The organism is Streptomyces sp. NPDC006691 (genome assembly GCF_042869955.1).
Classification (GTDB): domain Bacteria; phylum Actinomycetota; class Actinomycetes; order Streptomycetales; family Streptomycetaceae; genus Streptomyces.
Genome location: NZ_JBIAGW010000012.1, coordinates 1 through 23,253 on the forward strand (window position 1 = coordinate 1; position 23,253 = coordinate 23,253).

Here is a 23,253-nt window from a genome sequence, read left to right on the forward strand (position 1 = left end):
GTTCGGGTGCGCGCTCGGCGGCCAGTGACGCGGGGCCGCCGCCCGCGCTGTGCGCGACGAGCACCACACGACGGTGGTGGCGGGCCTGGCGCAGTATGTCCAGGACGGCCGCGGCGCAGTCGTCCATCGTCACGCCGGCGAGCGCGGACTTCTCGGTCAGCAGGCCCGGCTGGCCCGGCTGGAGGTATCCGCTGGGCAAGGGCGCGTCGAAGCCGTGTCCCGGCAGGTCGACGGCCGAGTGCCGTGGTGAGTGCGCGGAAACCGGCCCCGATGAGGGGACGCACGCGCGAACCGTAGCGTCACCTGCCACCTCCATCCTGGGAGGGCTGAGTTGATTGCGGAGCGGCAGCGCTTCCGGCGGTCAGAGTCCCCCCGACGGCGCCCCCAGCCCCGGCGCTCCGACGTTCTCCGCACGTCGCTTCGCCGCCCGCACCTGGTCAGGGGCGACGAAGACCAAGCATGGACGAGGTCCTGGGGTCACAGCCGGGTGAGCCCCCGGAAGCTCTCCAGCGTCTCCAGGAGGCGGCGGGCGCCCGACCTGCTCGCGGGCAATGTCTCGTCGGTGGGCGCGAAGTCGTCGTCCGGGAGAGCGGCGAGCAGGTCCCGCACCGCGACGCCGGGACTGTCCAGGAGGCGCAGCATGCGGCACACATACTCCGCGTCCAGGGCAGTGGCCACCGCATGGCCATTGACCGCGCACACCCGCACGCCCTCGCTCTCGCCCCACAGCACGCGCGCGGGGGCTCGTACGACGACCTCGTCGCGCAGAGGGTGCGGTTCGTCGGGCGGCGGGGCGGGGCGCAGGCCCCCGGCTGTCCAGGTCCGCAGGGACTGCACCACGGCCCGGTCCCGCATGCGCGACGCCTCGGTGTACGTGCCGAATTCCACGAGGGCCTGTTCGAAGACGGGCGGCAGTCCGGCGGTCGCAGGGTCGGGGACCGACAGGGGTGCCGCGGCGGCGGACAGCCGCGCGAGTCCGGCGTCAGGATCCATCAGGGAGCGGGCGTCATGCTCGACGAGCAGGTCGTCGAGGTCGTACACGGCACGGTGGTTCTCCCTGGGGACCCCCACGTTGACGCTGGTCGCCATCGACTTCCCCACGCTCTCGCCGACGTGGTAGTGGCTGGCGGGCCAGTACAGGAGGTCACCGGGCTCCACCTCGGCGGTGAACGACTCGGCGAGGTAGGGCTCGTAGTCCAGGACCGTGGTCGCCGCATGTGTCCAGGGGCGGTGCGTCCAGAACCGCATCCGCTTGCGGCCCTGCAGCGCGAAGAGGAAGGTGGCGAAGCGGTCCTTGTGCACGCCGACCGGTGTGTGCTCGTACGTGCCGTGGAAGAGGGTAGTGATCGCCCCCGTGGTGGGCAGGCCCACCTGCTCCCACAGCCCCGCGAAGAACGCCCGCTCGCGTTCCCATTGCGCGGCGTGGAAGCCGTGGAAGGCGTGCACGATCAGCGCGTACCCCTCCGCACGGACCTCCTCGGCCGAAGTGGCCAGACGCTCCCCGTAGCCCGTGAACGTGCCGTCCGCGGCGCGCGGCAGCCACTGTCCGGGGGTCGTCTGCTGGAATCGGCCGACCGCGAACTGAGTGTGGGACGGGATGAGATGCGGGTCGAGCGTACGGGTAGCCCGCAAAGCGGCCTCAAAGACCTCGTCCTCCTGGAAGGGGGCCCGCCGGACGCACTTGTACAGCACGGGCCGCCGGTCCCAGTACCGCTCGACGAACTCGGCCCAGTCGAAGCGCTCTTCCACGCTCACCCCGTGCCCCTGGTGCAGCTCCGTGCGCGTCATTCCTGCCCCCGCTCGTCCAGCATCTCGACCGCCCGCAGCCCCGCCAGTTTGCCGAGGAGGGCGGGCACGGCGGTGTTGTGCTCGTCCGCGCCGACCGCGTGGCAGAGTTCGGCGACGGTCAACTCCCTTCCCACGGTGAGTTGTTCGGCGATCCGCTTTCCCGCAGCGCCGCCCACGGGAAAGGAGTGTCCGCCGGCGGCCCAGATCCACCGGCCCGGCCCGTCGGGTATCCGTACGATCTCCTCCACCACCTTGAAGCGTCGGCCGGCAGCCGGTGGTGCACTCGGGCGTGGTGGCGGCGCCGGGTCGAGCCCGGCCGCCGAACGCAGAGCGGCCCAGCGCGCTCGGAGCGCGCGGGCCGGGCCTCCCTCGGCCAGGGCCGCTCCGGCAGCCTCGCCGACCCGCGCGAGTTCGGGCGCGACAGCTGTCGGGCCGTCGGGTGTGGTGGGCGCGGGGAACGGCAGGAGAGGCACCGATCCGTCGTGGCCCAGGCGCTCGTGCACGGCGTCCGCGAGCAGGGTTCTGACCGCCGCCGTGACCAGATGCCGAGCCCGGGGCACTTGGACGCGCAGGGTCACGCACCGCTGCGGGTACCGTTCCCGGCTGCGGTACCCCTCCGGCCAGTACAGCAACTCACCTGTGGACGCGGCCAGTTCGATGGGAGCGTGTCCCGCCTCCGGCCGCAGTTCCACCTCCATGGCCCCGTCGAGGACCCAGATCAGGACCGCGTGCTCACCGGGGGCACCCATGCCCCGGTCCCAGGTGAATTGTTCCGCCTCGGTCAGCTCGGACTCCACGGGCAGGGACGGCCAGCCGACCGCGCGCCACAGTCCGGCCAGCTCGTCCCGCACCGCCGCCCACACACCGTGATCCAGGTGCAGTGGCTGGCGCACGCTCAACAGGAGCCCCGGAACGTCCAACTCCCCACCCGCGCGCGCCAGGTACTGCTGTGCGCTCTTGTCTTCGGCATCGGGCAGCAGCCGTCCGGGCGCGCCCAGCCACCCGCGCGAGGTGTGCAGGCGGACCTTCGGCAGTGCTCGGTAGACGGTTCCCGCGCGGAACGGCTCGGCCGACTCGACGACCAACTCGTGGGCCCGCGCGGCGTCCAGAGGCGAGGGAGCCGTCAGCCGGGTCGGCCGTCGCCCCCAGTACTGTGCGGCGAATCCGTCCCAGGTCACGTGGCGCTGTCCTTCCGTCTCCCTCAAGCCGACACCCCGTCGGCGTTCGCGAAGCGCTCGCGCAGCCGCGCGGCGTACTCCCCCAGCGGCCCCAGGCCCACACCGGCCCGGCGTGCGTCCACGCGGGACGCGTCTTCGATGGGGCAGGGCACCAGTTCCCCCGCCACCTTGCGGAACTTCGTCCCGTACACCTGCTCCCGCCCCTCCTCCCAGCGCAGTGCGTCGGTCAGATACGCCACGTCACGCAACGGAACATCGCCGTCCGCCGCAGCCAGTTCCACGAGCCGCAGGCAGCGCCGCTGGAAGTCGGTCCGCTCCACCACGTGCTGAACCAGCCCGCTCGCGACGGCCGACGCTTCGGGGCCCACGAGCCGCTGCCCCGGCCAGCCGTGTTCCGCGATCACGCCGTCGAGCCAGTTGGCAGCGGTGTCGGTCAACCGCCTCAGCTTCGCCTCCAGTTGGGCGTCCGCGAAACCCCCGGCGGCCCACGGTGTACGCAGAGCCGCGTCCACCCGGCCGAGGCGCAGCAGCCGCTCCCTGATGCCGTCGGCCGTTCGCGCGGCATCCGCGCGCGACCCACCCGGCCCCTCCGCCTCACCCATGCCGTCGATCCGCAGGCGGAGCTTGGTCTCGTCCCAGGCGTAGGTGATCCGTCGCCCCGTTTCGGCCCAGTCGAAGGACACCTCGCCGTGGTGCGGACCGTGCAGGGCGATCCTTACGCCGTCCCCGTGCAGGCGGACGTCCGGCCCGGCCAGGTCGGTGAAGACGTGCTCGACTGCGCCGCGCAGCGCGAGGCCGAGCCGGGCCAGGTCGAGCCTGCGCCCCTCGCGTACGACGGCCGTCGGCGTCCAGCCGGCGGGTTCTGGCAGCTCGGCCTCGACGGCAGGTCCACCCGGCCCCGGGAGCGTCTTCAGCCGTCCTCCGGCGGCCGTGCGGAAGAAGTACGGCACGTCCCCCCGCGCCAACTGCGCCCGTTCATCCGGGGCGAAGGCAGAGGTGACACCGTCGCGGTCCGCAGTGAGGGCATCGGCGTACTCTCGGGTGGGCCGGGCGAGGACGCGTACGACATGTTCCGGTGCGCGCTCCGCGACGAATGTGGCGATGCGCTCGCGGTTGCGGCACATCAGGGTCCAGGCGTCGAACATGCCGCGCAGCATCGCGCCCAGGTAGGGCCCGTAGCCGACGCGTCCTTCGGTGTCCGCGACCACCGACCGCGTCCAGGTGCGCGCCAGCGGGCGAGTTCTGCGTACCAGGCGCAGCACTCCGTCGCTTCCCGCGGTCCAGCAGGTCGGCGGCCCGTCCAGATCGCACCAGCGGGGCACGTTCTCCAGGCCCACATGGTGCGGGCCACCGGCCGGATCCTGAACCAGGCCGGTGGCGGACAGCCGGTCCGAGTCGGTGAAGTACACCTCAAGGTCCACCGGGTACAGCAGCGGCTCGTCGTCCCCCGGCCGCGTCCCGGCCGGCAGATTGGGTCCGATGAGGTCGGCCATCCCGAACGCGAAGCCGGTCGCCGCGAGCGCGCCGGCCCGGTGCCAGAAGCGCCGGGCCGCCGTCGGCTCCAACACCGTTCCCCGCAGGGCGAGTTCCTGGTCGGTGCGCAGGACGCCGATGGTCCGGGGCGGTTCGATCCACTCGTGCCAGCTGTAGTCCGCCCCGCCGGGGCCCTGGCCCATCCGGCAGCGCAGCACCGGGAGCCGGACCGGTCCGGAAACCGTCGGCAGGCTGTTGAGCAGTGCGAACACCGAACCGGCGGGGGCCCCGTCGGAGCCTTCGGCCAGGAACAGCACCTCACCGGAGGCGGGCCGGGGCTTGTAGGCAAGGCGTCCGCCTCCGGCGAACTCCACACGCAGGACCCGCCCGCCGCCGTTGTGCGTCTCATCGCCATGAGCCCATATCCCACTCACCGGGCCGTCGAGCCCCGGCACATCGGGCAGCCCCGCCGCCCGATCGCGATCGAGGCGGGTCAGAAAGAGGTCGAGGAAGCGCTCGAACTGAGCGACACGCAGGGCCGCGAAGTCGGCGACCCGCCGCCGGTCCCAGGTCAGGCACGCTTCGAAGATCTCCGTGCTCAGGGGGCCGAACAGCTCGCCACGGGTCACGTCGAGCACCTGGGGTGCGATCAGCCCCGCCCATCGGGGCGCGGCCCGCAGGCACCAGTCGTCGAGCCGTTCCAGGGCCGCGGTGAGGGGCGCGAAGCGGGCATCGGTCAGCGCGCACGCGAGCGCCTCGGCCTCTGCCGCGCCACCCAAGTGGCGCAGGACGAGAACGGTTCCCTCCGGCCCGTCCGTCACGACGGGCGGGAACATCCCCTGGGCACCTCCGGCGGCCAGAGAGTCCACCACTTTCCGTGCTCCGTCAGGGAGTTGACGGCTCCGCTCCACCTCCGGCGCTCTCGCCGCGCCGAGTTCGGGCAGCTCCCACAAGACGTCCGGCACCGCATCCCCACCCGTCCGTGCCCGGCCCTGGCCCAAAGCTACGGGCGGGGCCGTCGTTGCCGAGGGCACCGCCCGTGCAGTCGCGCGTTGGTCAGTCCATGATGCAGTAGACGCGTATACAGGTGCTGGCCTGCGGGGCACCGGCCGCCGGGCTCGGCACGAGCTCCTGCTCAAGATCGCCGATCACCAGGTCGAACTCATCGTCGCCGACCGGCGCCGCATTCTGGGGGTCCTGCACCGCAACAGCGTTCATCGCTTCCTCCTGACATATCAAGGACACACGGAACCACAACCGACCGGATGTCCCGGCCGGAGAGCTGGGTCGTACGCAAGACTTGCTGGAGATCACAAGGCCGTTGGCCGCTTGACAGCCTCGCAATGGCCCATGCACCTGTCAAGAGTTCGTACGCTCACGTCACCTGCGGCGGCACACGCCCCGGTGGGCGCCCCGCTCGGCCGGGCACATACGGAACGTGAGGCTCCTACCTCATCGGCCGAACCCGTCAACCGCCCCTGGGACCAGCCGCCATGGCGCCACTCCCTGCGTCGGAGGGCCGACGGAAACAGCCCGGACGGCCAGAGGGTCATGTTCGGCACGATCCTGCGTGAGAAGGTCTTCTGGTTCCGATCTGGCCGGCGTCCGTGGTCGTGAGCGGCGCGGAAGGCGACGGGGGCATCAGCAGTCTGTGGGAATGGGCGGTCACGGGCCCGCCACCGGTTTCGGGAAGCGGGGCATCGGGCAGCCACCACACCGGAACGTCTCACCTCGTTCTCCCTGCAAAGGGCGATGGTGCTGCTGCCGGAAGGACCATCACTGCTGGGGTACTTGCGACGGGCGGCCCCCTTGACATGACCGCCGACATCGACCGAGCCCATCTCCTGTGATCGATCTGGCGGTCGATCCGGCGGTCGTCCACCCCCAGTCGTCCACCCCCAGAGGGTGATCAAACCGCTTGGGTCCACCCTGCGTCCGGATCCTGAGGCGTGCTCTGCCGACCGTATTCAGCGCGGGCCGCCTCCAGCAGGTTGCGCCAAGAGGTCACCGTGGGCCGACGTCGCAGGAGCGCGCGCCTGTCCCGTTCCGTGGTACCGCCCCACACACCGTGGTCGATGCGGTTGTCGAGGGCGTGAGCAAGACACTCGGTGCGCACCGGGCAGCCGGTGCACAGGGCTTTGGCATGGTTCTGAGCTGCTCCTTCGACGAACAGTATGTCCGGGTCGACTTTTCGGCACAGCCCTCGTTCCGCCCAGGTGTCATGTTCGTCTCGCGCCACCTCAACGCCGTCCTCTCCCGGTCCGGCCTGCCGCACTCCCCTGGGCAGGCGCAGTCCGAGAACGCTACGGCAAATGCGCCAGGCATGGAGGTCTCCTCACGCGTAAGCAATCCCTTCGGGTGAAGGGAGCTTGACGGCTCCCACGACGCCGTGTGTGTCGCCGCTTGTTGCAGCCAGACACACGTGAGGGACTCCTGGCGGCCGCACGATGCGCAAAAAAGAGACGTGGGCGGATCGATCACCAGGGGCAGGCGTCAGTCGATGTCCTCGAACGCGGGGTGCCTACCGGCCCGGCGACGCACGAATCCGCGGCGTCCCGCCAGCAGGGCGATGCCCGTCCATCCGGCCACGCCCATGACGAGAGCCCCGAGTTGGCCGCTGGCATCGACGTCGGACGAGGCCTCCATCGGGACGACTCCTTCCGGGTCCCTCACGATCTCGATGCGGTCCCCCACGCTCCACTTCGGGTGCCCGCCGTCATAGTCCAGGGTCTCCTTGAGCTCACCTGACGGACCTATGAGGGTGAACCGGTGGCTTGAGCCACCGTCAGCAGCGGCACTGTCGGCGGAAATGCGCACCTTCTCGTGAACGCCCCGACTCTCAAGCGCGGCTCCGGGGGCGTACTCGACCGAACCTACGAGCACGAAGACCGCCGGTACTACGGAGAGGAACGCGAGCCACCACGCATGGTGCAGAAAACGCAAGGCGATCACGAAGACCAGGCATCCGATGAACCCGGTAACGATCGGGATGACCTCCGTGCCCAACGCGACATACGCGATACCGGTGTTGACCGCCGCGATGACCCATCCGAGCCCCACCACCGCGAGGGTGAACAGGAAGTACAGCCCCTTGTCGACACCCTTGTCCTGCGACTTCTTCATATCCACTGCTCCAGCCATCAGGGCAGCATAGACGTCACCACCCACGACGAGCTTCGAGCATCCGCACGGCAGACACCCCCATCGCCCCCCTGCCCCGCGCAACTGCAAGGTTCGGGCGAGAAGACCGAGCGGTGCGGTCACGGTCACGGTCACGGCCACGGCCACGGCCACGGCCACGGTGAACGAGGACCCCTGAGTACCCGTACTCAAGACAGAGCTGCCACATTGAGGTGAGGTGAAGACATGTCTCGCTCCCTGCCGCTCACCTGGACACTGCGCGCCGCCGCCCTGCTCGCCGTCGCGGGCACCACCACTGGCTGCGCCGGCCGCGTCGACCCTTCCGCACGGTCTGACCGACAGGCGTGGGATGTGATGTACCAGCCCACTCTGGATGCTGTGAAGGCCGTTGACCCTCGCAACAAACCGGATGAATCCCCCGGCGGACACAACGGGTGCCACCCCACGGACTTCATCGGCGACTCCACGGATGAGAGCGAAGTCATCGGGTCCGCCTACATCAATCTCTACGTGTCCCCTTCGGACAAGCGCTCGCCCACGCAGCTCGTGCGCGAAGTCGTCACACGGATGGAGGCCAAAGGGTGGAAAGGGCCGCACCCCGACCGCATCGCATCAGTGAACGGCGAGGTCTCCGCAACTCTGAAGATGCCCGGTTCGGGCAGTGCCACCATCACCTCACGCCATGAACGCCCCACCGAGGCCCTGCCCTTCAACAGCGTGACAGCCAGCCTGACCACCGAGTGCCTGCGCAACTCGGACTGGCACGGGTAAAGGGCTGTTCCGGCAAAGGGCCGTCCCCCCTCGATCCCTTGGAGATCCGACCCCTCGCGCCCGCGTCTCGCTTGACGGCTGGCGGCCCCGATCACGCCGCGGTGGCCGCGGGGCCACTCCTGGCTTGCACTGGATCCGGGCAGCGACCAGACTTACGTACCGGCCCGATCGGACCATCCGCACAACGAACGGATCGAGGGAGGGCCCAGGTGCCGTCGGAACAAGACATGGAGATGCTGCGAAGCGCCGTGTCAGAGGCTCGCCTCGGTTACGCCGAGGGCGGTGTCCCTATCGGCGCGGCGCTGTACGCGCCGGACCGTTCCACGCTGCTCGGCCGAGGGCACAATCGCCGGGTGCAGGACGACGACCCCACCCTGCATGCCGAGACAGTCGCGTTTCGCGCTGCCGGACGCCGGCGCGGCTACCGCGGCACGACCCTGGCGACGACCCTCTCGCCGTGTTGGTACTGCAGTGGCCTGGTCCGCCAGTTCGGCATTTCACGCGTGGTAGTCGGTGACACGATGAACTTCTCCGGTGGTCACGACTGGCTGGCTCAACACGGTGTGGAGATCGTGGTGATCCAGGACCCCGAGTGCCGGCAACTCCTCAGCACCTTCATCGAGAACCGGCCTGAACTCTGGCACGAGGACATCGGAGCCTGACCCTTGGCTCAGTCCAAGGCCATCACGCACTCCGCCGGAGTACGCAGAGCAGCGCTCCGACGCACATCAGTCACTCCGAAGGATGCACGCGGTCGGCGGCCCTCCGCCAGTGGTCCCGGTCGTGCCTGCCCGCTCCCGGGGCATGTTGCATGCGTGGATGCTTGCTCATGAAGTGATGCACCTCGGGCGAAATCCCTGAAGGGGACTCTTCGGACGCCGCACGCCGGCACCACGCACACCGAGCGCCGACAGGCCTTGCGTGAAGCGCTCGATTCGGGCCGGCTATGGCGCTTGCTGCCCTGCCCGACGTCGGCCTGACCAACTCCGCCCAGATCGCGGCCTCTTGCAGTCGAGGTGCCCGCAGATTTGACGGTGCGTCGACGAGGACGGGGAGAGCCGTGACCCGAGTGCGAGGACGGCCCGCGGCGCGGCCGGCACCGCACGACGCCTCACACACGGACACCATCGCTCGTACTCCCGCCAACCGCGAACCCGAAACCTGCTGCTCCGCATGGATACCAGGCGGCCGACGGAGAGGACCTTGCGGGAGAGAAAATCGTGCGGCTCAAGACCTGCCGCCGCCTACGATCTTCAGATGACGATTCCTCTTTACCCTGCCAAGCCCCGCCCGGGAGATCGGGTCGCGGTACTGTCGCCTGCGTCTGGCCTGCCCGGCCTCCTCCCTCTGCCCCACGAATTGGGACTTCGCAGACTCCAGGACGACTTCGGACTCAAGACGGTGGAATATCCGACGACCCGGAAGATGGGTGCGACACCGCGCGAACGGGCTGCGGACATCCACGCCGCCTTCGCGGACCCCGACATCAAGGCAGTGATCGCCAGCATCGGCGGCGACGACCAACTCACTGTCCTGCCCTACCTCGACCGCGATCTCCTCCGCTCCCATCCCAAGCCGTTCTTCGGCTACAGCGACAACACCAATCTGCTGCTGTTCCTGCGGAACCTGGGCATCGTCAGCTACCACGGAAGCTCAGTCATGGTGCAGTTCGGACGGCCCGGAGCGATGCACCCGTTGACCGCGGACTCCCTGCGGGCCGCACTGTTCACCTCTGGCGACTACGTCCTCACGCCGTCGAGCACTTCTGGCGACATCGACCGCCCCTGGGAGGACCCGCGCACCTTCGAGTCCGAGCCGGACATGGCACCCACTGACGGCTGGTCCTGGCACAACGCGGATCGGGCCGTCGAAGGGCTCGGCTGGGGTGGCAATCTGGAGATCATCTCTTGGCTCCTGATGGCCGACCGCGAGGTGCTGCCGGTCGACGCCTACGCCGGCAACGTGCTCTTCCTGGAAACCTCCGAGGAGATGCCGCGCGCAGACGAGGTGTACCGGATCCTGCGGAATATGGGCGAACGCGGGCTGCTCCAGCAGTTCCCCGCACTGCTGATGGGCAGGGCGAAGAGCTGGTCATTCGAGAACCAGTTCAGCGTTGCGGAAAGGGCGCACTACCGTCGGCAACAGCGAGAGGCCGTCCTACGAGCACTCCAGCAGTACGCCTCCGACACCATGGTCGTGTTCGACGTCGACCTGGGCCACACCGACCCGCAACTTGTGATCCCCCTCGGAGGACGAATTCGAGTGGACGGCCCGGCCCGCCGGATCACCGTCACCTACTGAGCCGGCGCCCAGGGATGCGAGCAGTGGCAACCTCGCGTCGCCCCGCCCTCTGGGCAACCGGACCACCACGCCAGAGCGGCCAACAGGACCTCCCGCATTCTCGTCCTCCGGCACTCTCGTCGAGGACACCATCCGCCCGTGCCCTGCTACAGCTCCCCATACCCCGCGCGGACGCATCGTTCGCCCTCGATTCCCTTCCCGGGGTCGTCCAAGTGACGTCGCCTTCCGTCACACTGGCTAGACCGAAGGACCGGGGGGCGGGGACGGCCGGGATGCCGAGGACGGGCGGGTGCGGGCGAGCCTGGATGCACGTCCGCACTCGACACGGCGACGGCAAGCGGGAAGCCCCGGGCCTCGGACATCACGTGGAGCTTGCTGCCAGGAACCACACGCTTCGACAGTTGAGTAACCATGGTCGGCATCATGCCGCTCGAACATCAGGTCACGTAGGGACAGGGGACAGCCCTCTATGCCTTACCTGATGCGGCCGATCTGGCGGCCTGCTCGATCTTCGCGCAGTAGGCGGTACGGGCGTTCTCATCGATCTGCATCTCGTGTTCGGGGCGCATTCCAGTCCGCCCGTCCACGCTTTCGCGCAGGATGTCGGCATGCCCGGCATGCCGGTTGGTCTCACCGAGGACGTGGACCAGGATGGCGAACAGGTTCGTGCTGGTGTAGGGCTCCGGCCACCACGGCACACGGCCGGGGGCATCGAGGGCAAGCTCATTGATCGTCGCGTCCGAGTGTTCCCACGTGCGGCGGTAGGACTCGATGAGCTCATCGCGCGCCTCGTCCTCAGCCGCCCACAGGTCACTGCCATCGTGGTTTTGCCACGGCGGCAGCGGTTCCGGGGACGGCCGGTCGAAGACCTCGCCGAAATACCTGGCCTCCACGCCGGCCACGTGTTTGACCAGGCCAAGCAGGTTGGTTCCGCTCGCTGTCAAAGGTCGGCGCGCGTCGTATTCGGACAGGCCGTCGAGCTTCCAGAGCAGCGCCTCGCGGTCCCGCCGCAGTCTCCCGTGCAGGTTGTCCTTCGCGAACTCATCGATCATGCGGCATGAGCCTGCCACGGGCTGCTCGTGACCTCAAGATCCCTGATCTGCACCGCACTAACCAGCAGAGCCGAAGCCAGACCGTGCCCACTGCCTACTGCCCCTGAGCTACTCAAGAAGCTCGCGGAACTTGCCACGTGGGACAACTTCGAAGCAGGGCAAGCATGCTGGCGAGAAGTCATTGTCTCGGACGACTGCCGCTGATGACACACCCACCGGTCCCGGTCCCGGCTCGTTGGAACGCCCATGGGGCGAGGAAACCACACAAGCGAGGAGCGGACCCGGCAGAAGTCGCACCTGCCGAAGTCCGGTTAATACGGGGGTGGTTGGGAGCCATCGCAGAGTGACCAACGGGATGGGGTTCCGGGCAGCGCACAGGAAGGGGTACTGAGGCGGAATCCGGCTTCGGCTCCGGCCCCGGCTCCCCGTGAACAGCCCCGGGTGCCAAGACGTACTGGAAATCCGGTTTGACGTTCAACCTGGTCGGATGTTCAGGTCAGGACATGGAAGCCAGCACGACCGATGATCGAGTACCCGCAGAAGCGGTAGAACTCCTTGAGGCACTGCTCAAGAACGACGACCTTGTGCATGGTGCCCTGCGAGCGCAGATACCGCACCTGCGGGTGACCGGGCACTGCCCGTGCTCCTGCGCCAGCGTTGACCTCAGCCTGGACGAGGCTCTCGTGCCTGCCGCCCTCATCGCCGGTGATCCAGTTGTCGCCGAGGCCGAAGTCGTCGATGCCCATGGGCAGCCCATCGGCGGGGTGCTGGTCTTCGCACATGCCGGCTACCTGTCCTATCTGGAGACCTACACCTGGCTCGACGAGCAGATCACGCAATTCCCCTCCCGGGACCGTCTCCGCTGACCAGCCTCACCACCCCGTAGCCTGGCACACTCATCGCGAACCCTGTCCTCAGGGCGGAGAGCGCGTCATCTCGCCCCGACGAAGCCCCGCTGCGGCCCCGCCACTCGTCTCGGGGGTTGAGGAGGCGGGGCCGCAGCACGCGGCCAGATGGGGGGCATCCGACCGTGAGGTGTTGACCTTGTGCCCGCCAACGGGCGGGCCATGCATCACGCAGGCCGTGCTTTTGGTACTCGATACACAAGCATCGTCAGCCGCCAGCCGCAGCTGCCACCAGCAGCGGGCCTCGGGCGGCGGGGAGCGGGCCGCCCCACTCTGGTCTCCCTGTGCAGTGGGTCTCCGATACCACTGCGGCAGGGTTTCTTCGGAACGGCGGATAGGGCCCGGCCCCCAGGTGGACCGAGACGAGCCGGCGTGTATCTGAACGGCGAGCTGGCCGTGCCGGGACCGCCGCGATCTGCCGGCCCAGCACGGGGCACCCGGGGCTGCGATCAGGCAGAGGGTCGCTGCCGTGGGCCGCTGCCACCACTGCCGTTCAGCAGGATCAGGCTGTCCAGGTGCGCACCTTTGACCCAGGCTCCCAGCAAGTCACGGTGTACCGCCACGATGTCCTGGCGCAGCGCCAGCCCCATGGCTGCCTTGGTGAACGCGCGGCAGGTGGTGACGAAGAGAGCGACGTCCGCGCCGTGTTCGAGACGTGCGGTGCCGACGAACTTCTGCATGTCCTGGGACGGCACGCTGCGGTGCGGCGCGTACTTCTTGCACTGGATGACGAGTTTGCGACCGTCAGCGAAATAGCCGATGACGTCGGCGCCCAGGTCACCGCTGCCGCCGCTGACGACGACCTTGGTACAACCATCCCGCCGGGACAGTTCCGCGACGTACGTCTCGAACTCCTGCCACGCCGCGCCGCCGCAACCAAAAACGCCCGCCGCTTCAGCGACGGGCATTTCGGAGGGAACTGACTTGAGTCAGCTGGTGACTCAGTACCAGTGGTGGGCCTGCCAGAAGTTCCAGGCGCCGACGGGGCTGCCGTAGCGGGAGTTCATGTAGTCGAGACCCCACTTGATCTGCGTGGCCGGGTTGGTCTTCCAGTCCGCACCGGCGGACGCCATCTTCGACGCAGGAAGGGCCTGGACCAGGCCGTAAGCACCGGAGGAGGAGTTCGTGGCGGTGTGGTTCCAGCCGCTCTCGTGGGAAACGATCTTGCTGAAGGCGGCGAACTGCGCCGGGTCCTTGATCATCTGCTGGGCGATCGCCTTGGCGTTCGTCGGGGCCGCCTGGGCGGGAACCGTGGCGAACAGGGAACCGGCGACACCGACGGCGACGACGGTGCCCGCGAGGGTCTTCTTGGAAGCGGCGATGCGGCGGATGACTGCGTTGGACACGAAGATGCCTTCCGAAGGGGACAAGGGCGGTCGCGGCATGCCGGGGCATGCGTGAGCCACTCACACGACGGGGAGGGCTTCGTCTGCGGCGGGTGAAGCACCCGTGCCGCCTGGCGACTCATCCAGTTCTACCGATGTCCCGATGGCCTGGCAATGCCCCGCTGTTACTAACCGGCTTCGCAGCGAGGCCGAACCACTACCCCTGCCGAGTCGGGCGGCCGACCCGATACGCGCCGGGCGTGGGGGGTGAACGAGTACTGCCGGGGCCGCGTCCGTGGGCCACTAGGCCTGCTCGTATGTGACCAAGGTCCTGTGGGCCGCCTCACGAGAAATATGCCCGAATATTACGGATTGCTACGATTCGTACGCCTTGATGGTGTGGGTCGCATCCAAAACAGACCCTTGATCGAAGGGGGATGAGCGAACCGGGCACCGAGATCGAAGGCGCCACCGGTGCGGCGGGCGCCGCGCGGCAGCGCCGCGACCAAGGTGCATCAGGGTGCATAGGGGTTGCATCGGCGAGCGTCTGCCCGTGGGCGTTCCGCGAGATTCAGTGGCCCTGGTTGCTCCTGAGAGTGGCTGTCCGGTTCGAGGGCTTCCGCTCCACCGCACTGCCACGGCAATGGAGCGGCGGACGGCACCGTGAAAGCCTGCACCACATGACCGTTCTGGACGTCCTCATCCCCTTCGCTCAAACCGGCCGCATCGGCGCGGCACGCGTCGGCGCCCAACTCAAGACCGTTACAGCCGCGTTGGGAGAACCGTGGGCCCATGGCTCATCCATCGGGGCCGACGGACTGCCGTATCTGTACGCGTACGGCAGCCTGGAGGTCGCCACCTGCCAGGCCCATTGCCAGGTAATCGAGTCGATCGCCATCCAGACGGACCTGCCCACGATGCAATGGCCGACGCGGGAGCCGGGCCGGGTGGAGACGTTTCCTGGGTATCCGGCATACGGAGATGTCCTGAGAACGCTGGGGCGAGCCGGGTGCCGGTGGGAGGAGTACGAGCCGCTGACTCTTGAGGGTCAGTGCGCGATTCGTGTCCCCGCCTCGGGCGTAATCTTCGTCTTCGAGGACGCGGAGGAGCCCCAGCTATGCAACGCCTCGGTAGCCCAACACCGCCCCCACACTTGCGGCTGGGCCGCTTCCTTCGGATCACCACCACCGCACTCGTGGCTGCCTGGCGACGCCGGCGGCACGGCGACGATCCCGCGACACCCTGGACCTGGATCACGCGGGATGGGTGAGCGGTAGACGCCGGGGGATTCCTCGATGTCCCGAGTCCATTGCACCAAGGCAGCTCTGCGCTTGAGAGGGATGGGTTCGGCCAGGGAACCGGCAGGGTTGAGTGCATGGCGTACATCGGCATGTTGCACGCCTCGGCGGCCCCGCATTGCCGGGTGCAGGGGCAAACCCACCGGCCAGGCGCCACTCCGGAACGTATGGCCGCGGCCAACTGCCATGGATATGACTCCCGATGCCACTGGCTCTCCTTCCTTGCCTGCATGATCGCGAGTGGAGCACACTGGCTTCACAGGGGTGGGAACGGCAGAGAGACACGTGAAAATGACGACGACAGACGGCAGTGCAGTCCAGGCAGTGGACGGACCGGTGCCGTCTCGGCACAGTGCGGGCCGCAACCGGCTGGTGGGCACAGCGCTGATCATGCTGTCCGTGCTCGCGGCCCTGACCTGCTACACCAGTTTCACCAGCTGGCTGCCGACGGACCTGGCCTCGTACCGGGAGTACAAGGAGGCCAAGCCGTGCCCCGCCCACACGGAGATACTGAGGGCGCAGGACTGCCTCCGGGACATCGCGTTCACCGTTGAGGGCACGCACAAGACCGTCAGGGATCTCCGGCTCACCCTCCTCGGCCCGCCTCCCTTCGCCAGGACGGATGTGCTGTTCGGCAACCGTAACCCCGTGCTAGGAGGGCTGGAGGATGGTGACAAGCTCACCGGCACCGTGTGGCGTGGGATCGTCGTAGCGGTCGCCGTGGGGGACGAGCGACAGACCTCCGTCGATGCGCCTCGCGACGAACCCCAGATCGCAGTCGCTGTCGGCACCTTCGCGGGCCTGAGCGCGGCGTTGTGCCTGATGTTCGGCGCGGTGTATCTGACCAGGCCACGCAATACCGGGCACTTCACCTGGCGTGCGTACGGCAAGTGGCTGCTCATCGTCACGGGGGCCAGTTGTGCCGGAGTAGGCCTCGTCACTGCGTGGGCGGGACTCCCGTGGGCGGTCGTGCCGACGGTCTGCGGAGTGATCGCAGGAGGTACGGCGTGGTTCCTCTACCAAGATCTACGGCTCGGGCGGGTCGGTCGTGAGCACGAATGACGAAAGGCACCCGCCTTGCCGTCGGCGATCCGCACCTCATGCACGGGGCGGCATCCCGGCTCGGCGGGTCAACAACTGCGGGATGGGCCGGCGGATCGGCTTCCGGCCCGACGGCCATGGCATTCGGGTAGCTGCCCGGTAGTGGGGAGCTACCCGGTAGTTGATCGCGCAGGGGCAGCAGACGCTTCTGCGACGCGGACGGTTGGGCTCCGGCGGGAGTCGGCGACACCGACTGCGACAGCTCCCGTTCCGTCAGCCGCCGTTGTCGCGCACCGAGCGGTACAGCGCGCCGTTGCTCCCATTGCGAGAGCTTTCCATGAATCGGACAGGGACGGCTTCATTGGCGTTCAGCTTGGGGCCATCGCAGGGCGATGGTTGTGTCGCGGCCGTCCCAGACGTCTGGGACCACCACGGTTTCCGTGAACGTCTCGTAGGCCCAGTCGTCGGTACTGTCGGGTTCCCCTCCCAGTCCCGACACGAAGCCGCGCAGTGTCCAACGTGGGCCATCGCAGCCAAGTATCTTGATGCGTCGTCTGGCCGGCCTCCCTGCCGGGTCGGTCACGGGAACCTCGGCTCTGATCTCGACACCGACGGGGCCAAACCACTCGCTCGCGGAACCGCCCAGCAGGCGAATCCGGTTGAGCAGTTCCTGCCGAATTCCCTCCCAGGATCCGGCCCGCTCCGATCTGAAGGCCTGGAGCTGAATCGCCGTCGGCCCCTGGATCACGGTGACCGCAAGAATGCTCTCACCGGCATACATCGGCTGGAGTTCAAAGCCGTCTGACGAGGGGACTCTCAGTCCTCCCAGGTCGACGCGGTCGAGCCGGGGTGCTGCTTCTTCACTGGCATCCCAAGGTCCCATCTCCACACCACGCACGGGCGGCCGGATCCGGTCTCCGCTCCGCACTGTCTCCCGGCAGATCTCCTCCCCTATCTCGTAGAGATCATCGAGCTGCTGTGGAGACAGCGAATCCTCGTCGGCCATGGCGCAGAACAGGCCCAGCATGCTCTGCAACGTGAGCAGACCGCGCGCTTGCACGTCCCAAGCACCGGCAACGTCACCGAGAAGTGAAGCGACAACCAGAGCCGCCTCATCGTGACTCAGGCCTGTCTTCGTGAGATCCACGGGGACTTGGGCCGCGGCGGATCTCCCCTTCTCCCCTCTGGCCCTGACCACCGACATGAGAGCGCTGAGGATGAGCCAGCTGGGTACCACCCGGTCCCACTGTCCGAATCCGGCGGACACCACGCTCTCCGGAGTCAGTGCACCTCGCTGACGGAACTCATCAACAATCCTCTTCGTCGCGATGTGCACTTCAGTGGAGCCGTCTTCTGGCACGCTGCCAGCCCCTCACTGTGACGATTCCCGCCATGCCGCCGACTGCTGCCGGACCATGGGCCGCAGGGGTCTGCGAGCCGTCCACCATCCTGCCCGCCCGCTGTACCGGGTACGGATCAGTGCCGATCCGACATTGCTTCGTGGAGTACTCCTGGAGTCCTTCGCCGGCGGCAGCCCGAACCGCGTCGCGGGCCGCCAGAAGCTCATGCCGAGGTCTACCGGCCGTCACCTGAGCCCAGCACAATCGCCCCTATGACGATCACCCCCGGTGCGCCCCCACCCACGCACCACACGCCCCTCGCGCTTGCACGGGGTTTCCTGACCGGCGGCGTGGCCGGGACTTCGCTGGCCGCGCTCGTCGTGGGCGGGATCATCGCGAACGTGCCTCTGTTCGTGGCGGGGTTGCTTCTGCCCATGGTCTACGGACTGCTGTTCTTCCTTGCCGGTGCGCCGAGGCGTGCTCGGGAGGCCGACGCCGTGCCTCGCACCGCGCTCGCGGTGATCGAGACCCTGAAGGCCATCGGGGGCGAGTCAGGCGACATACCTGTGCGGTTCGAGCTCTCCGTCGTGCCGGACGACGAGCCGGCGTACCGCGTGGAGACCACGCAGGACGTCAACCTCGTGGACCTGTCCGACTACCGGCCGCGCGGTGTCGTCGTGGTCCAGTACCCGTCCGACCGGCCGTGGCGGGTGCGGATCGTCAAGCGGCCGACACCGGAGTGGGAGGACCGAGCGGCCTCCGCCCGCCTCGACTCGGTACCCGAGGCCGCAAAGGTGGCCGCTCCCCCGGAGGGCTGTGCCTTCGCGTTCATCCTGGTCCTCGGCCTCCTGCTCGGTGCGGCCGCAGTGACCGTGCTGTTCCGTGGCGACCTCCTGAACCGGGACGACGCCACGAAGCCGCCCTCAGCCGCGCGGCCCACCGTCTCCTCCACGTCAGCAACCACGGTGGTGTCGTCAGCCTCCGGAACGGTCACCCTGGGGCCGGGGCAGTCGTTTCTCGGCAAGGGGGAGCTGGACCGGGCTGTCGGCTCGCTGACCAGAGGTGAGGACACACGCCAGGCGCTCACCGTCGTCGTCCAGGAGCGTCTGCTGTCGATCGTGTTCGCGCCAACAGGCGCACGCTCCCCGGAGTTCGACCCCCGTGCGCTGCCCTACGACCGGTTCGCCGCCCTGGTCGAAGAGGCCAGGACCACCCTCGGCGTCCACTCCCCCACGAACTGGCAGATCATCACCGACCGTCTCACCGGTTCCCTTGTCATCAGAGTCGTCGTGAACGGCCCCGGGGGCACGGCCTCACTGGACGCGGATGGCCAAGGCAACGTCGTGCGCCGCTTACCCGCACGGTGAAGTGGTGGTCCGGACCCCGCAGCGGACGGTACGGACGACGGGGCGGATCGACCGGGTGGGAGAGCCCCGGCACGGAGGATCTCCGCGCGAGGGGATAGCCGTCGTCGTCACCTTCCAAGACCCCTCCACCGGGCGGGAGTTCACCGTCACCAACGACGGCGAGCGGGGCGAGCGGATCACCGTGGCCTGGACGGGCCGGGAGGTCGGCATCCATTACCCGCGCGGCAGGCCGCACGCCTTCCGGTTCACCGACGATCCCTCCGAGGGCGGTCGCGGACTCGGCTGGCCGACCTTCGCGGCCTTCCTCGCCTACGCCGGTCTGCTCGTCACCGCCGCGCTCGACTGGGGCTGGCCGTGGGCTCTGCTCGGCTTCTAGGGCCGGAACGTCACGATCGACTACGCCCCTGACGACCCGGCCACCTTCGTCCCGGACACCGACGCCGAACGCCGCTCCTGGAAGCCCGACATGGTCGTCAACGTCGTGGGCGTTCTCGTCATTGCGGCGGCGGCCGTGGTGGGGTTGGTGGCAGTGTGACCGGAGACCGGACGACGGGTTCCGGATTGGCGGCCCGGCGGACGGCACCGCGCCCAGCCCTCGTAACAAGAGGCGATGGAGTCACCCTGCTGTAAGTCGTGGCCCACCTGCACAGTCCCGACCTCGCCGCCAACCACATCATGAACCGTGCGGCCCATCTCCGTTCTATGGAACAGGCCTTGAGCACCGTCCGCGGCTCAGCCGACCGGGGCGAAGCCCAGGTGGGTGTAGAGGCGAGCGGCGGGTTGCCGTTGGTGACCACCAGGGTGAGTCCGGATGCGCCGGCAGCTCGGAGTGCCGTCGCACTGTGGGTGAGGAGGAACCTCGCGGGGCCCCTTGAGGTATGTGCGGGGTGGTGAACGCGAAGGCCACGAGAGGGCTGGACTTCCAGTGGGTCACGAGCGCGAGGGACACCGGGGTGGGGCCGCGCCAGGCGGCTCGCGTCGCCTGCCAGTCAACTTCGCCGAACTCGCCCGCGAGCGCCGCGGCGGCGTTAATGAGCCATTCGGAGCTTGGCCGGAATCTCGAAATGGGTCGAAGGTGCTACTTGTGCGGTGGCGAAAAGCGTTTCTCGGGGTGGGCCCACACTGCGGCGCCTGAGGCACATGCCCGCCATTCGGGCCGAGGGCCGACGACTTCGAACCAGGTCAGCGGTGGTGCTGGGCCGAACGTGGCTGCCGACCATGCCTGGGCGAGTTCAGCACGCGTCGTCGTCAGCAGCGGGGCGACGGACTGCTGGACGAGCCGATCGTCCAGCCCGCTCCTGGACACCGATGAGACGGATGTCCAGGAGCCGCCCGCCACGCCGGCCGGTGAACCTCCCGGCGCCCGCTCGTCGGGGCCAGGAGTTCACCGGCCGGGGCAGGCCTTCCTCAAAGCGGGGTCCGGTGAGTGAGGGCCGGTCGGCCCTGGACGGAATCTGGCCCGGCACCGGGGATGTGCTGGATGCCTGGCGGCTCCACCGGCGGCAGGCGTCGCTCGTCACAAGGCCCACGAGCAACAGCGGTCGGCCTAATTCTCGTCGGTGAACCTCGGATCCTTGGCCTGGTTGTAGATCTCCTTGCCCGACGCGTCGTAGGCGTGAACATAGGGGTTCGGGCCCATGAAGTGCGGGCTGGCCGGCGCGTCCGAGGCGAGAGCCGCCCCGTAGACGAACGCACCGCCCGCCATACGCGCCGGGTACTGCTTCGGGTCGTCACCGTAGCTGATGGTGATCTTGGCGACGGCGGACGTGTAGTGTCCGGCGCCCAGCATGAGGTACTTCCCCTTCCCGGCGGGCTGGAGCACGGAGTCGAAATACTCGACCGTGTGACCGGTGCCCCACAGGCGATCGTTGATGAACGTAGGCGGAGAGTCCTGGCTCTGCCCCTTGTCGCCCTTCGTCTGGCACTGCACGTACTGCTTGGCCGAGTTGACGGCGACGACCACGCCGTCCGAGTCCGGTGAGGCGAGGGGCGTACGTTCCGCGACCACGGCGTGGTACTTGGACGCGTCCGGACCCAGGCAGGAGGACAGAATCCTGCCGATGTCCCCGGCCTCGATCGGGGTCGTCGTCCCGTCGGTGATGGTGAAGTCAGCAGCCTTGGACGACGCCGCACGCGACGAGGACGGCGAGGACGGCGCCGAACCGGAACCGTTCGACGTGGCCCCGTGCGGTGTGCTCGAACCCAGTGCCGAAGCGGGGTTCGCCGGGCCCGCACCGCCGTGTGCGGGATCGGCGGCGCTCGGCCCAGCCTCCCCTGTCCCGCCGAGGGCGAACACGGCCGCCACGCTCACCGCCGCCACACCGGCGGCGACACCGAGCGGCACCCCCCATCTGCGTCGCAGCGAAGTCTCGTTCTCCTGTGGACCGATCATCATCAGTAGTTCCTCCCGGGTCCGCCGTTGGTTCGGCAGATCACGATCGGAAGGAGCCGCGGGAATGCCCTGCTCGCCATTCATCGTGCGACCTCCTTCGCGTTGACGGAATGCTTCGAACTGAACGGCGCCGGGGCCGTGGCTTCGCCGAGATCGGCCCCCAGCCTCCGCCGGGCCCGGTGCAGTCGGGACTTCACGGTTCCGACCGCGACCTTGAGCGCTGCCGCGGCCGCCTGCTGGTCAAGGCCCGACCAGACACACAGCTCGACGACCTCGCGTTCGTGACGCGGTAGCCGGGCCAGCGCCCGATGGATCTCCGACATGCGACGCTCGTCGTCGATCCGGACGGCGACGCGGTCCGCGTGGTCGCCCACCGACTCGTCATGCGAGACGAGCCGCTGGAGCAGGGCCTCGGCCCGTCTCAGCCGCCGCCTGGTGTTGGACAACTGGCCGTTGGCGATTCCCAGCAGCCACGGCAGCGCCGAATCGCGGTCGAGCACCGTCTCCGATCGCCGTCGCCAGGCATGCAAGAACACGGTCGACGTGAGGTCCTCGGCCTCGGACCAGTCGGCCGTCCGCCTGAACAGATGGTTGTAGACGGTCTTGCCGTGGCGGTCGAAGATCCGGCCGAACGCCTCGCGGTCGCCGTCGACTGCCCTCGCCCACAGCTCCCGGTCAGTTGTCTCGCCGACCGGTACGGCGAGACCAGCGTCGTTCAGTTCCATGTTCCGTCCATGTCCGGCACGGGGCCGAAGGTTCCCACTGGTCCAACTCTTTTCCGAGGGACACCCGTTCCCTGCCAGAAAGCATCGCGGACGCGGCCCAGGTACCGGATCCCGGGTCATGGGTCACGGGTCACGGGTCACGGGTCACGGGTCACGGGTCACGGGTCACGGTCCCAGGTCCCAGCTCCGGGGTCCCGGCCGCCGGGGGCGGATGGACCACCACGAGCCACGGGAAGGCCATCGATGCATTCGGGGGAAGTTTGCGCACAATCTTCCATATCGCCGATCTCAAACGTGATCGGACTGCCGGAACGGGCTATGCCTGTCCGGTGATCAAGACCCGACTCCGTACCGTCGTCGCCGCGCTCGCTGTGTGCACCCTGCCCCTCTGTGTCCTTCCCTGCCCCGTCGCCGCAGCCCACCCGCAAGGCCCCCCTCACGACATCCCGGGTCCCGCGCTCGACGCCGTCGTGACCGCCGTGCCACCGGCCAAGCTTGGCCTCAGCTGGCACGCCGGCTGCCCGGTCCCGGCGTCCGAGCTGAGGCTGGTGCAGATGAACCATTGGGGTTTCGACGATCAGGTTCACCGGGGCGAACTCGTCGTACGACAGCGGGCGGTGACGCCGCTGCTGAAGGTGTTCGGGCAGGCTCTGCAAGCGAAATTCCCCATTCGGCAAATGCGGGTGATGGCAGAATTCGGCGGCAACGACGAAGCGGCGATGGCCGCCGACAACACCTCCGCGTTCAACTGCCGCAAGGTCACCGGCGATCCGTCCGAGGTCTCCCAGCACTCGTACGGGGACGCGGTGGACATCAACACCTTGGAGAACCCGTACGTCGATGTGAACGAAAAGGTCTACCCCGCTGCCGGCGCCGCCTTCCTGGACCGGTCACAGCAGGCGAAGGGCATGATCCGTCCAGGGGACGTGATCAGCAAGGCGATGCGCGCGGCGGGTTGGCAGTGGGGCGGCCGCTGGAACCCGCCGGACTATCAGCACTTCTCGGCCAACGGCCGCTCCGCGTGACCCTCCCCGCGAGGCCGTGCCGCACGGGCGGGAGGACCGGTCCGTCGGCTTGGTGGGCGGGCGACGGAGAACCCAACCCGTGAATGACGTCTCCGCCGAAGGCTGGGAGCGCTGGATCCTGACGACGCCCT

The 23,253-nt window shown here is 68.6% G+C and carries 21 protein-coding genes and 1 pseudogene; 8 read left to right on the forward strand and 14 right to left on the reverse strand.

What is annotated here, in order from left to right; translation table 11 throughout:
* From ACFYNP_RS24445 to ACFYNP_RS24475, 7 genes and pseudogenes are all read right to left on the reverse strand, one after another.
* Positions 1 to 235, reverse strand: a pseudogene (locus ACFYNP_RS24445) (alpha/beta fold hydrolase); the annotation flags it as partial.
* Between the two features lie 242 nt (positions 236 to 477).
* Positions 478 to 1,788 carry a JmjC domain-containing protein gene (locus tag ACFYNP_RS24450; RefSeq protein ID WP_388788079.1) on the reverse strand — a complete coding sequence of 437 codons (1,311 nt, stop codon included), beginning with the start codon at positions 1,786 to 1,788 and terminating at the stop codon, positions 478 to 480.
* Positions 1,785 to 2,966, reverse strand: coding sequence for a hypothetical protein (locus tag ACFYNP_RS24455; RefSeq protein ID WP_388788082.1), 1,182 nt, complete (start codon positions 2,964 to 2,966; stop codon positions 1,785 to 1,787). Before ACFYNP_RS24455 ends, ACFYNP_RS24450 begins: the two co-directional genes overlap by 4 nt.
* Before the next feature lie 23 nt (positions 2,967 to 2,989).
* Complete coding sequence (locus ACFYNP_RS24460; RefSeq protein WP_388788085.1) at positions 2,990 to 5,311, reverse strand: DUF4135 domain-containing protein; 2,322 nt, start codon at positions 5,309 to 5,311, stop codon at positions 2,990 to 2,992.
* 184 nt (positions 5,312 to 5,495) lie between these two features.
* Positions 5,496 to 5,657: a hypothetical protein gene (locus tag ACFYNP_RS24465; protein WP_388408562.1), complete on the reverse strand. Its 162-nt coding sequence runs from the start codon at positions 5,655 to 5,657 to the stop codon at positions 5,496 to 5,498.
* A 691-nt stretch (positions 5,658 to 6,348) separates the two neighbouring features.
* Entirely contained in the window at positions 6,349 to 6,678 is a 330-nt protein-coding gene (locus ACFYNP_RS24470) for a WhiB family transcriptional regulator (protein WP_388788088.1), read from the reverse strand.
* A gap of 254 nt (positions 6,679 to 6,932) precedes the next feature.
* Complete coding sequence (locus tag ACFYNP_RS24475) at positions 6,933 to 7,580, reverse strand: hypothetical protein (RefSeq protein ID WP_388788091.1); 648 nt, start codon at positions 7,578 to 7,580, stop codon at positions 6,933 to 6,935.
* 225 nt (positions 7,581 to 7,805) lie between these two features.
* Here ACFYNP_RS24475 and ACFYNP_RS24480 point away from each other — a divergent pair, with 225 nt between their 5' ends.
* From ACFYNP_RS24480 to ACFYNP_RS24490, 3 genes are all read left to right on the forward strand, one after another.
* On the forward strand, positions 7,806 to 8,351 hold the full coding sequence (locus ACFYNP_RS24480; RefSeq protein ID WP_388788094.1) for a hypothetical protein: 546 nt from the start codon (positions 7,806 to 7,808) through the stop codon (positions 8,349 to 8,351).
* Between the two features lie 227 nt (positions 8,352 to 8,578).
* On the forward strand, positions 8,579 to 9,013 hold the full coding sequence (locus ACFYNP_RS24485; RefSeq protein WP_388788096.1) for a nucleoside deaminase: 435 nt from the start codon (positions 8,579 to 8,581) through the stop codon (positions 9,011 to 9,013).
* 595 nt (positions 9,014 to 9,608) lie between these two features.
* Positions 9,609 to 10,652, forward strand: a complete 1,044-nt coding sequence (locus ACFYNP_RS24490; RefSeq protein ID WP_388408573.1) for a S66 peptidase family protein — start codon at positions 9,609 to 9,611, stop codon at positions 10,650 to 10,652.
* Between the two features lie 467 nt (positions 10,653 to 11,119).
* Here the strand turns inward: ACFYNP_RS24490 and ACFYNP_RS24495 are convergent, their stop codons facing one another.
* Positions 11,120 to 11,704: a DinB family protein gene (locus ACFYNP_RS24495; RefSeq protein ID WP_388788099.1), complete on the reverse strand. Its 585-nt coding sequence runs from the start codon at positions 11,702 to 11,704 to the stop codon at positions 11,120 to 11,122.
* Positions 11,705 to 12,195: 491 nt separating this feature from the next.
* Positions 12,196 to 12,339, reverse strand: a complete 144-nt coding sequence (locus tag ACFYNP_RS24500) for a hypothetical protein (protein WP_388788103.1) — start codon at positions 12,337 to 12,339, stop codon at positions 12,196 to 12,198.
* Positions 12,340 to 12,387: 48 nt separating this feature from the next.
* On the opposite strand from ACFYNP_RS24500, the gene ACFYNP_RS24505 reads away from it, so the two are divergent.
* Complete coding sequence (locus ACFYNP_RS24505; RefSeq protein ID WP_388408578.1) at positions 12,388 to 12,570, forward strand: hypothetical protein; 183 nt, start codon at positions 12,388 to 12,390, stop codon at positions 12,568 to 12,570.
* Between the two features lie 488 nt (positions 12,571 to 13,058).
* Here the strand turns inward: ACFYNP_RS24505 and ACFYNP_RS24510 are convergent, their stop codons facing one another.
* The gene (locus tag ACFYNP_RS24510) at positions 13,059 to 13,517 is read right to left on the reverse strand and encodes a restriction endonuclease (RefSeq protein ID WP_388788106.1); all 459 of its coding nucleotides are present in this window, start codon (positions 13,515 to 13,517) and stop codon (positions 13,059 to 13,061) included.
* Positions 13,518 to 13,550: 33 nt separating this feature from the next.
* Positions 13,551 to 13,994: a transglycosylase SLT domain-containing protein gene (locus ACFYNP_RS24515; protein ID WP_388408584.1), complete on the reverse strand. Its 444-nt coding sequence runs from the start codon at positions 13,992 to 13,994 to the stop codon at positions 13,551 to 13,553.
* A 1,628-nt stretch (positions 13,995 to 15,622) separates the two neighbouring features.
* On the opposite strand from ACFYNP_RS24515, the gene ACFYNP_RS24520 reads away from it, so the two are divergent.
* Positions 15,623 to 16,294, forward strand: coding sequence for a hypothetical protein (locus tag ACFYNP_RS24520; protein ID WP_388788109.1), 672 nt, complete (start codon positions 15,623 to 15,625; stop codon positions 16,292 to 16,294).
* A 337-nt stretch (positions 16,295 to 16,631) separates the two neighbouring features.
* Here ACFYNP_RS24520 and ACFYNP_RS24525 read toward each other — a convergent pair whose 3' ends face one another.
* A complete protein-coding gene (locus ACFYNP_RS24525) occupies positions 16,632 to 17,633 on the reverse strand; it encodes a DUF3710 domain-containing protein (protein WP_388788112.1) in 1,002 nt (333 codons plus the stop codon).
* A gap of 252 nt (positions 17,634 to 17,885) precedes the next feature.
* Here ACFYNP_RS24525 and ACFYNP_RS24530 point away from each other — a divergent pair, with 252 nt between their 5' ends.
* On the forward strand, positions 17,886 to 18,980 hold the full coding sequence (locus ACFYNP_RS24530) for a hypothetical protein (protein WP_388788115.1): 1,095 nt from the start codon (positions 17,886 to 17,888) through the stop codon (positions 18,978 to 18,980).
* A gap of 4 nt (positions 18,981 to 18,984) precedes the next feature.
* Complete coding sequence (locus tag ACFYNP_RS24535) at positions 18,985 to 19,356, forward strand: hypothetical protein (protein ID WP_388788118.1); 372 nt, start codon at positions 18,985 to 18,987, stop codon at positions 19,354 to 19,356.
* A gap of 1,170 nt (positions 19,357 to 20,526) precedes the next feature.
* Here the strand turns inward: ACFYNP_RS24535 and ACFYNP_RS24540 are convergent.
* On the reverse strand, positions 20,527 to 21,375 hold the full coding sequence (locus ACFYNP_RS24540) for a hypothetical protein (protein WP_388788121.1): 849 nt from the start codon (positions 21,373 to 21,375) through the stop codon (positions 20,527 to 20,529).
* Positions 21,376 to 21,452: 77 nt separating this feature from the next.
* Positions 21,453 to 22,097, reverse strand: a complete 645-nt coding sequence (locus ACFYNP_RS24545) for an RNA polymerase sigma factor (protein WP_388788124.1) — start codon at positions 22,095 to 22,097, stop codon at positions 21,453 to 21,455.
* 260 nt (positions 22,098 to 22,357) lie between these two features.
* Between ACFYNP_RS24545 and ACFYNP_RS24550 the strand changes: the two genes are divergently transcribed.
* The gene (locus ACFYNP_RS24550; RefSeq protein ID WP_388788127.1) at positions 22,358 to 23,122 is read left to right on the forward strand and encodes a M15 family metallopeptidase; all 765 of its coding nucleotides are present in this window, start codon (positions 22,358 to 22,360) and stop codon (positions 23,120 to 23,122) included.
* Positions 23,123 to 23,253: the final 131 nt, after the last annotated feature.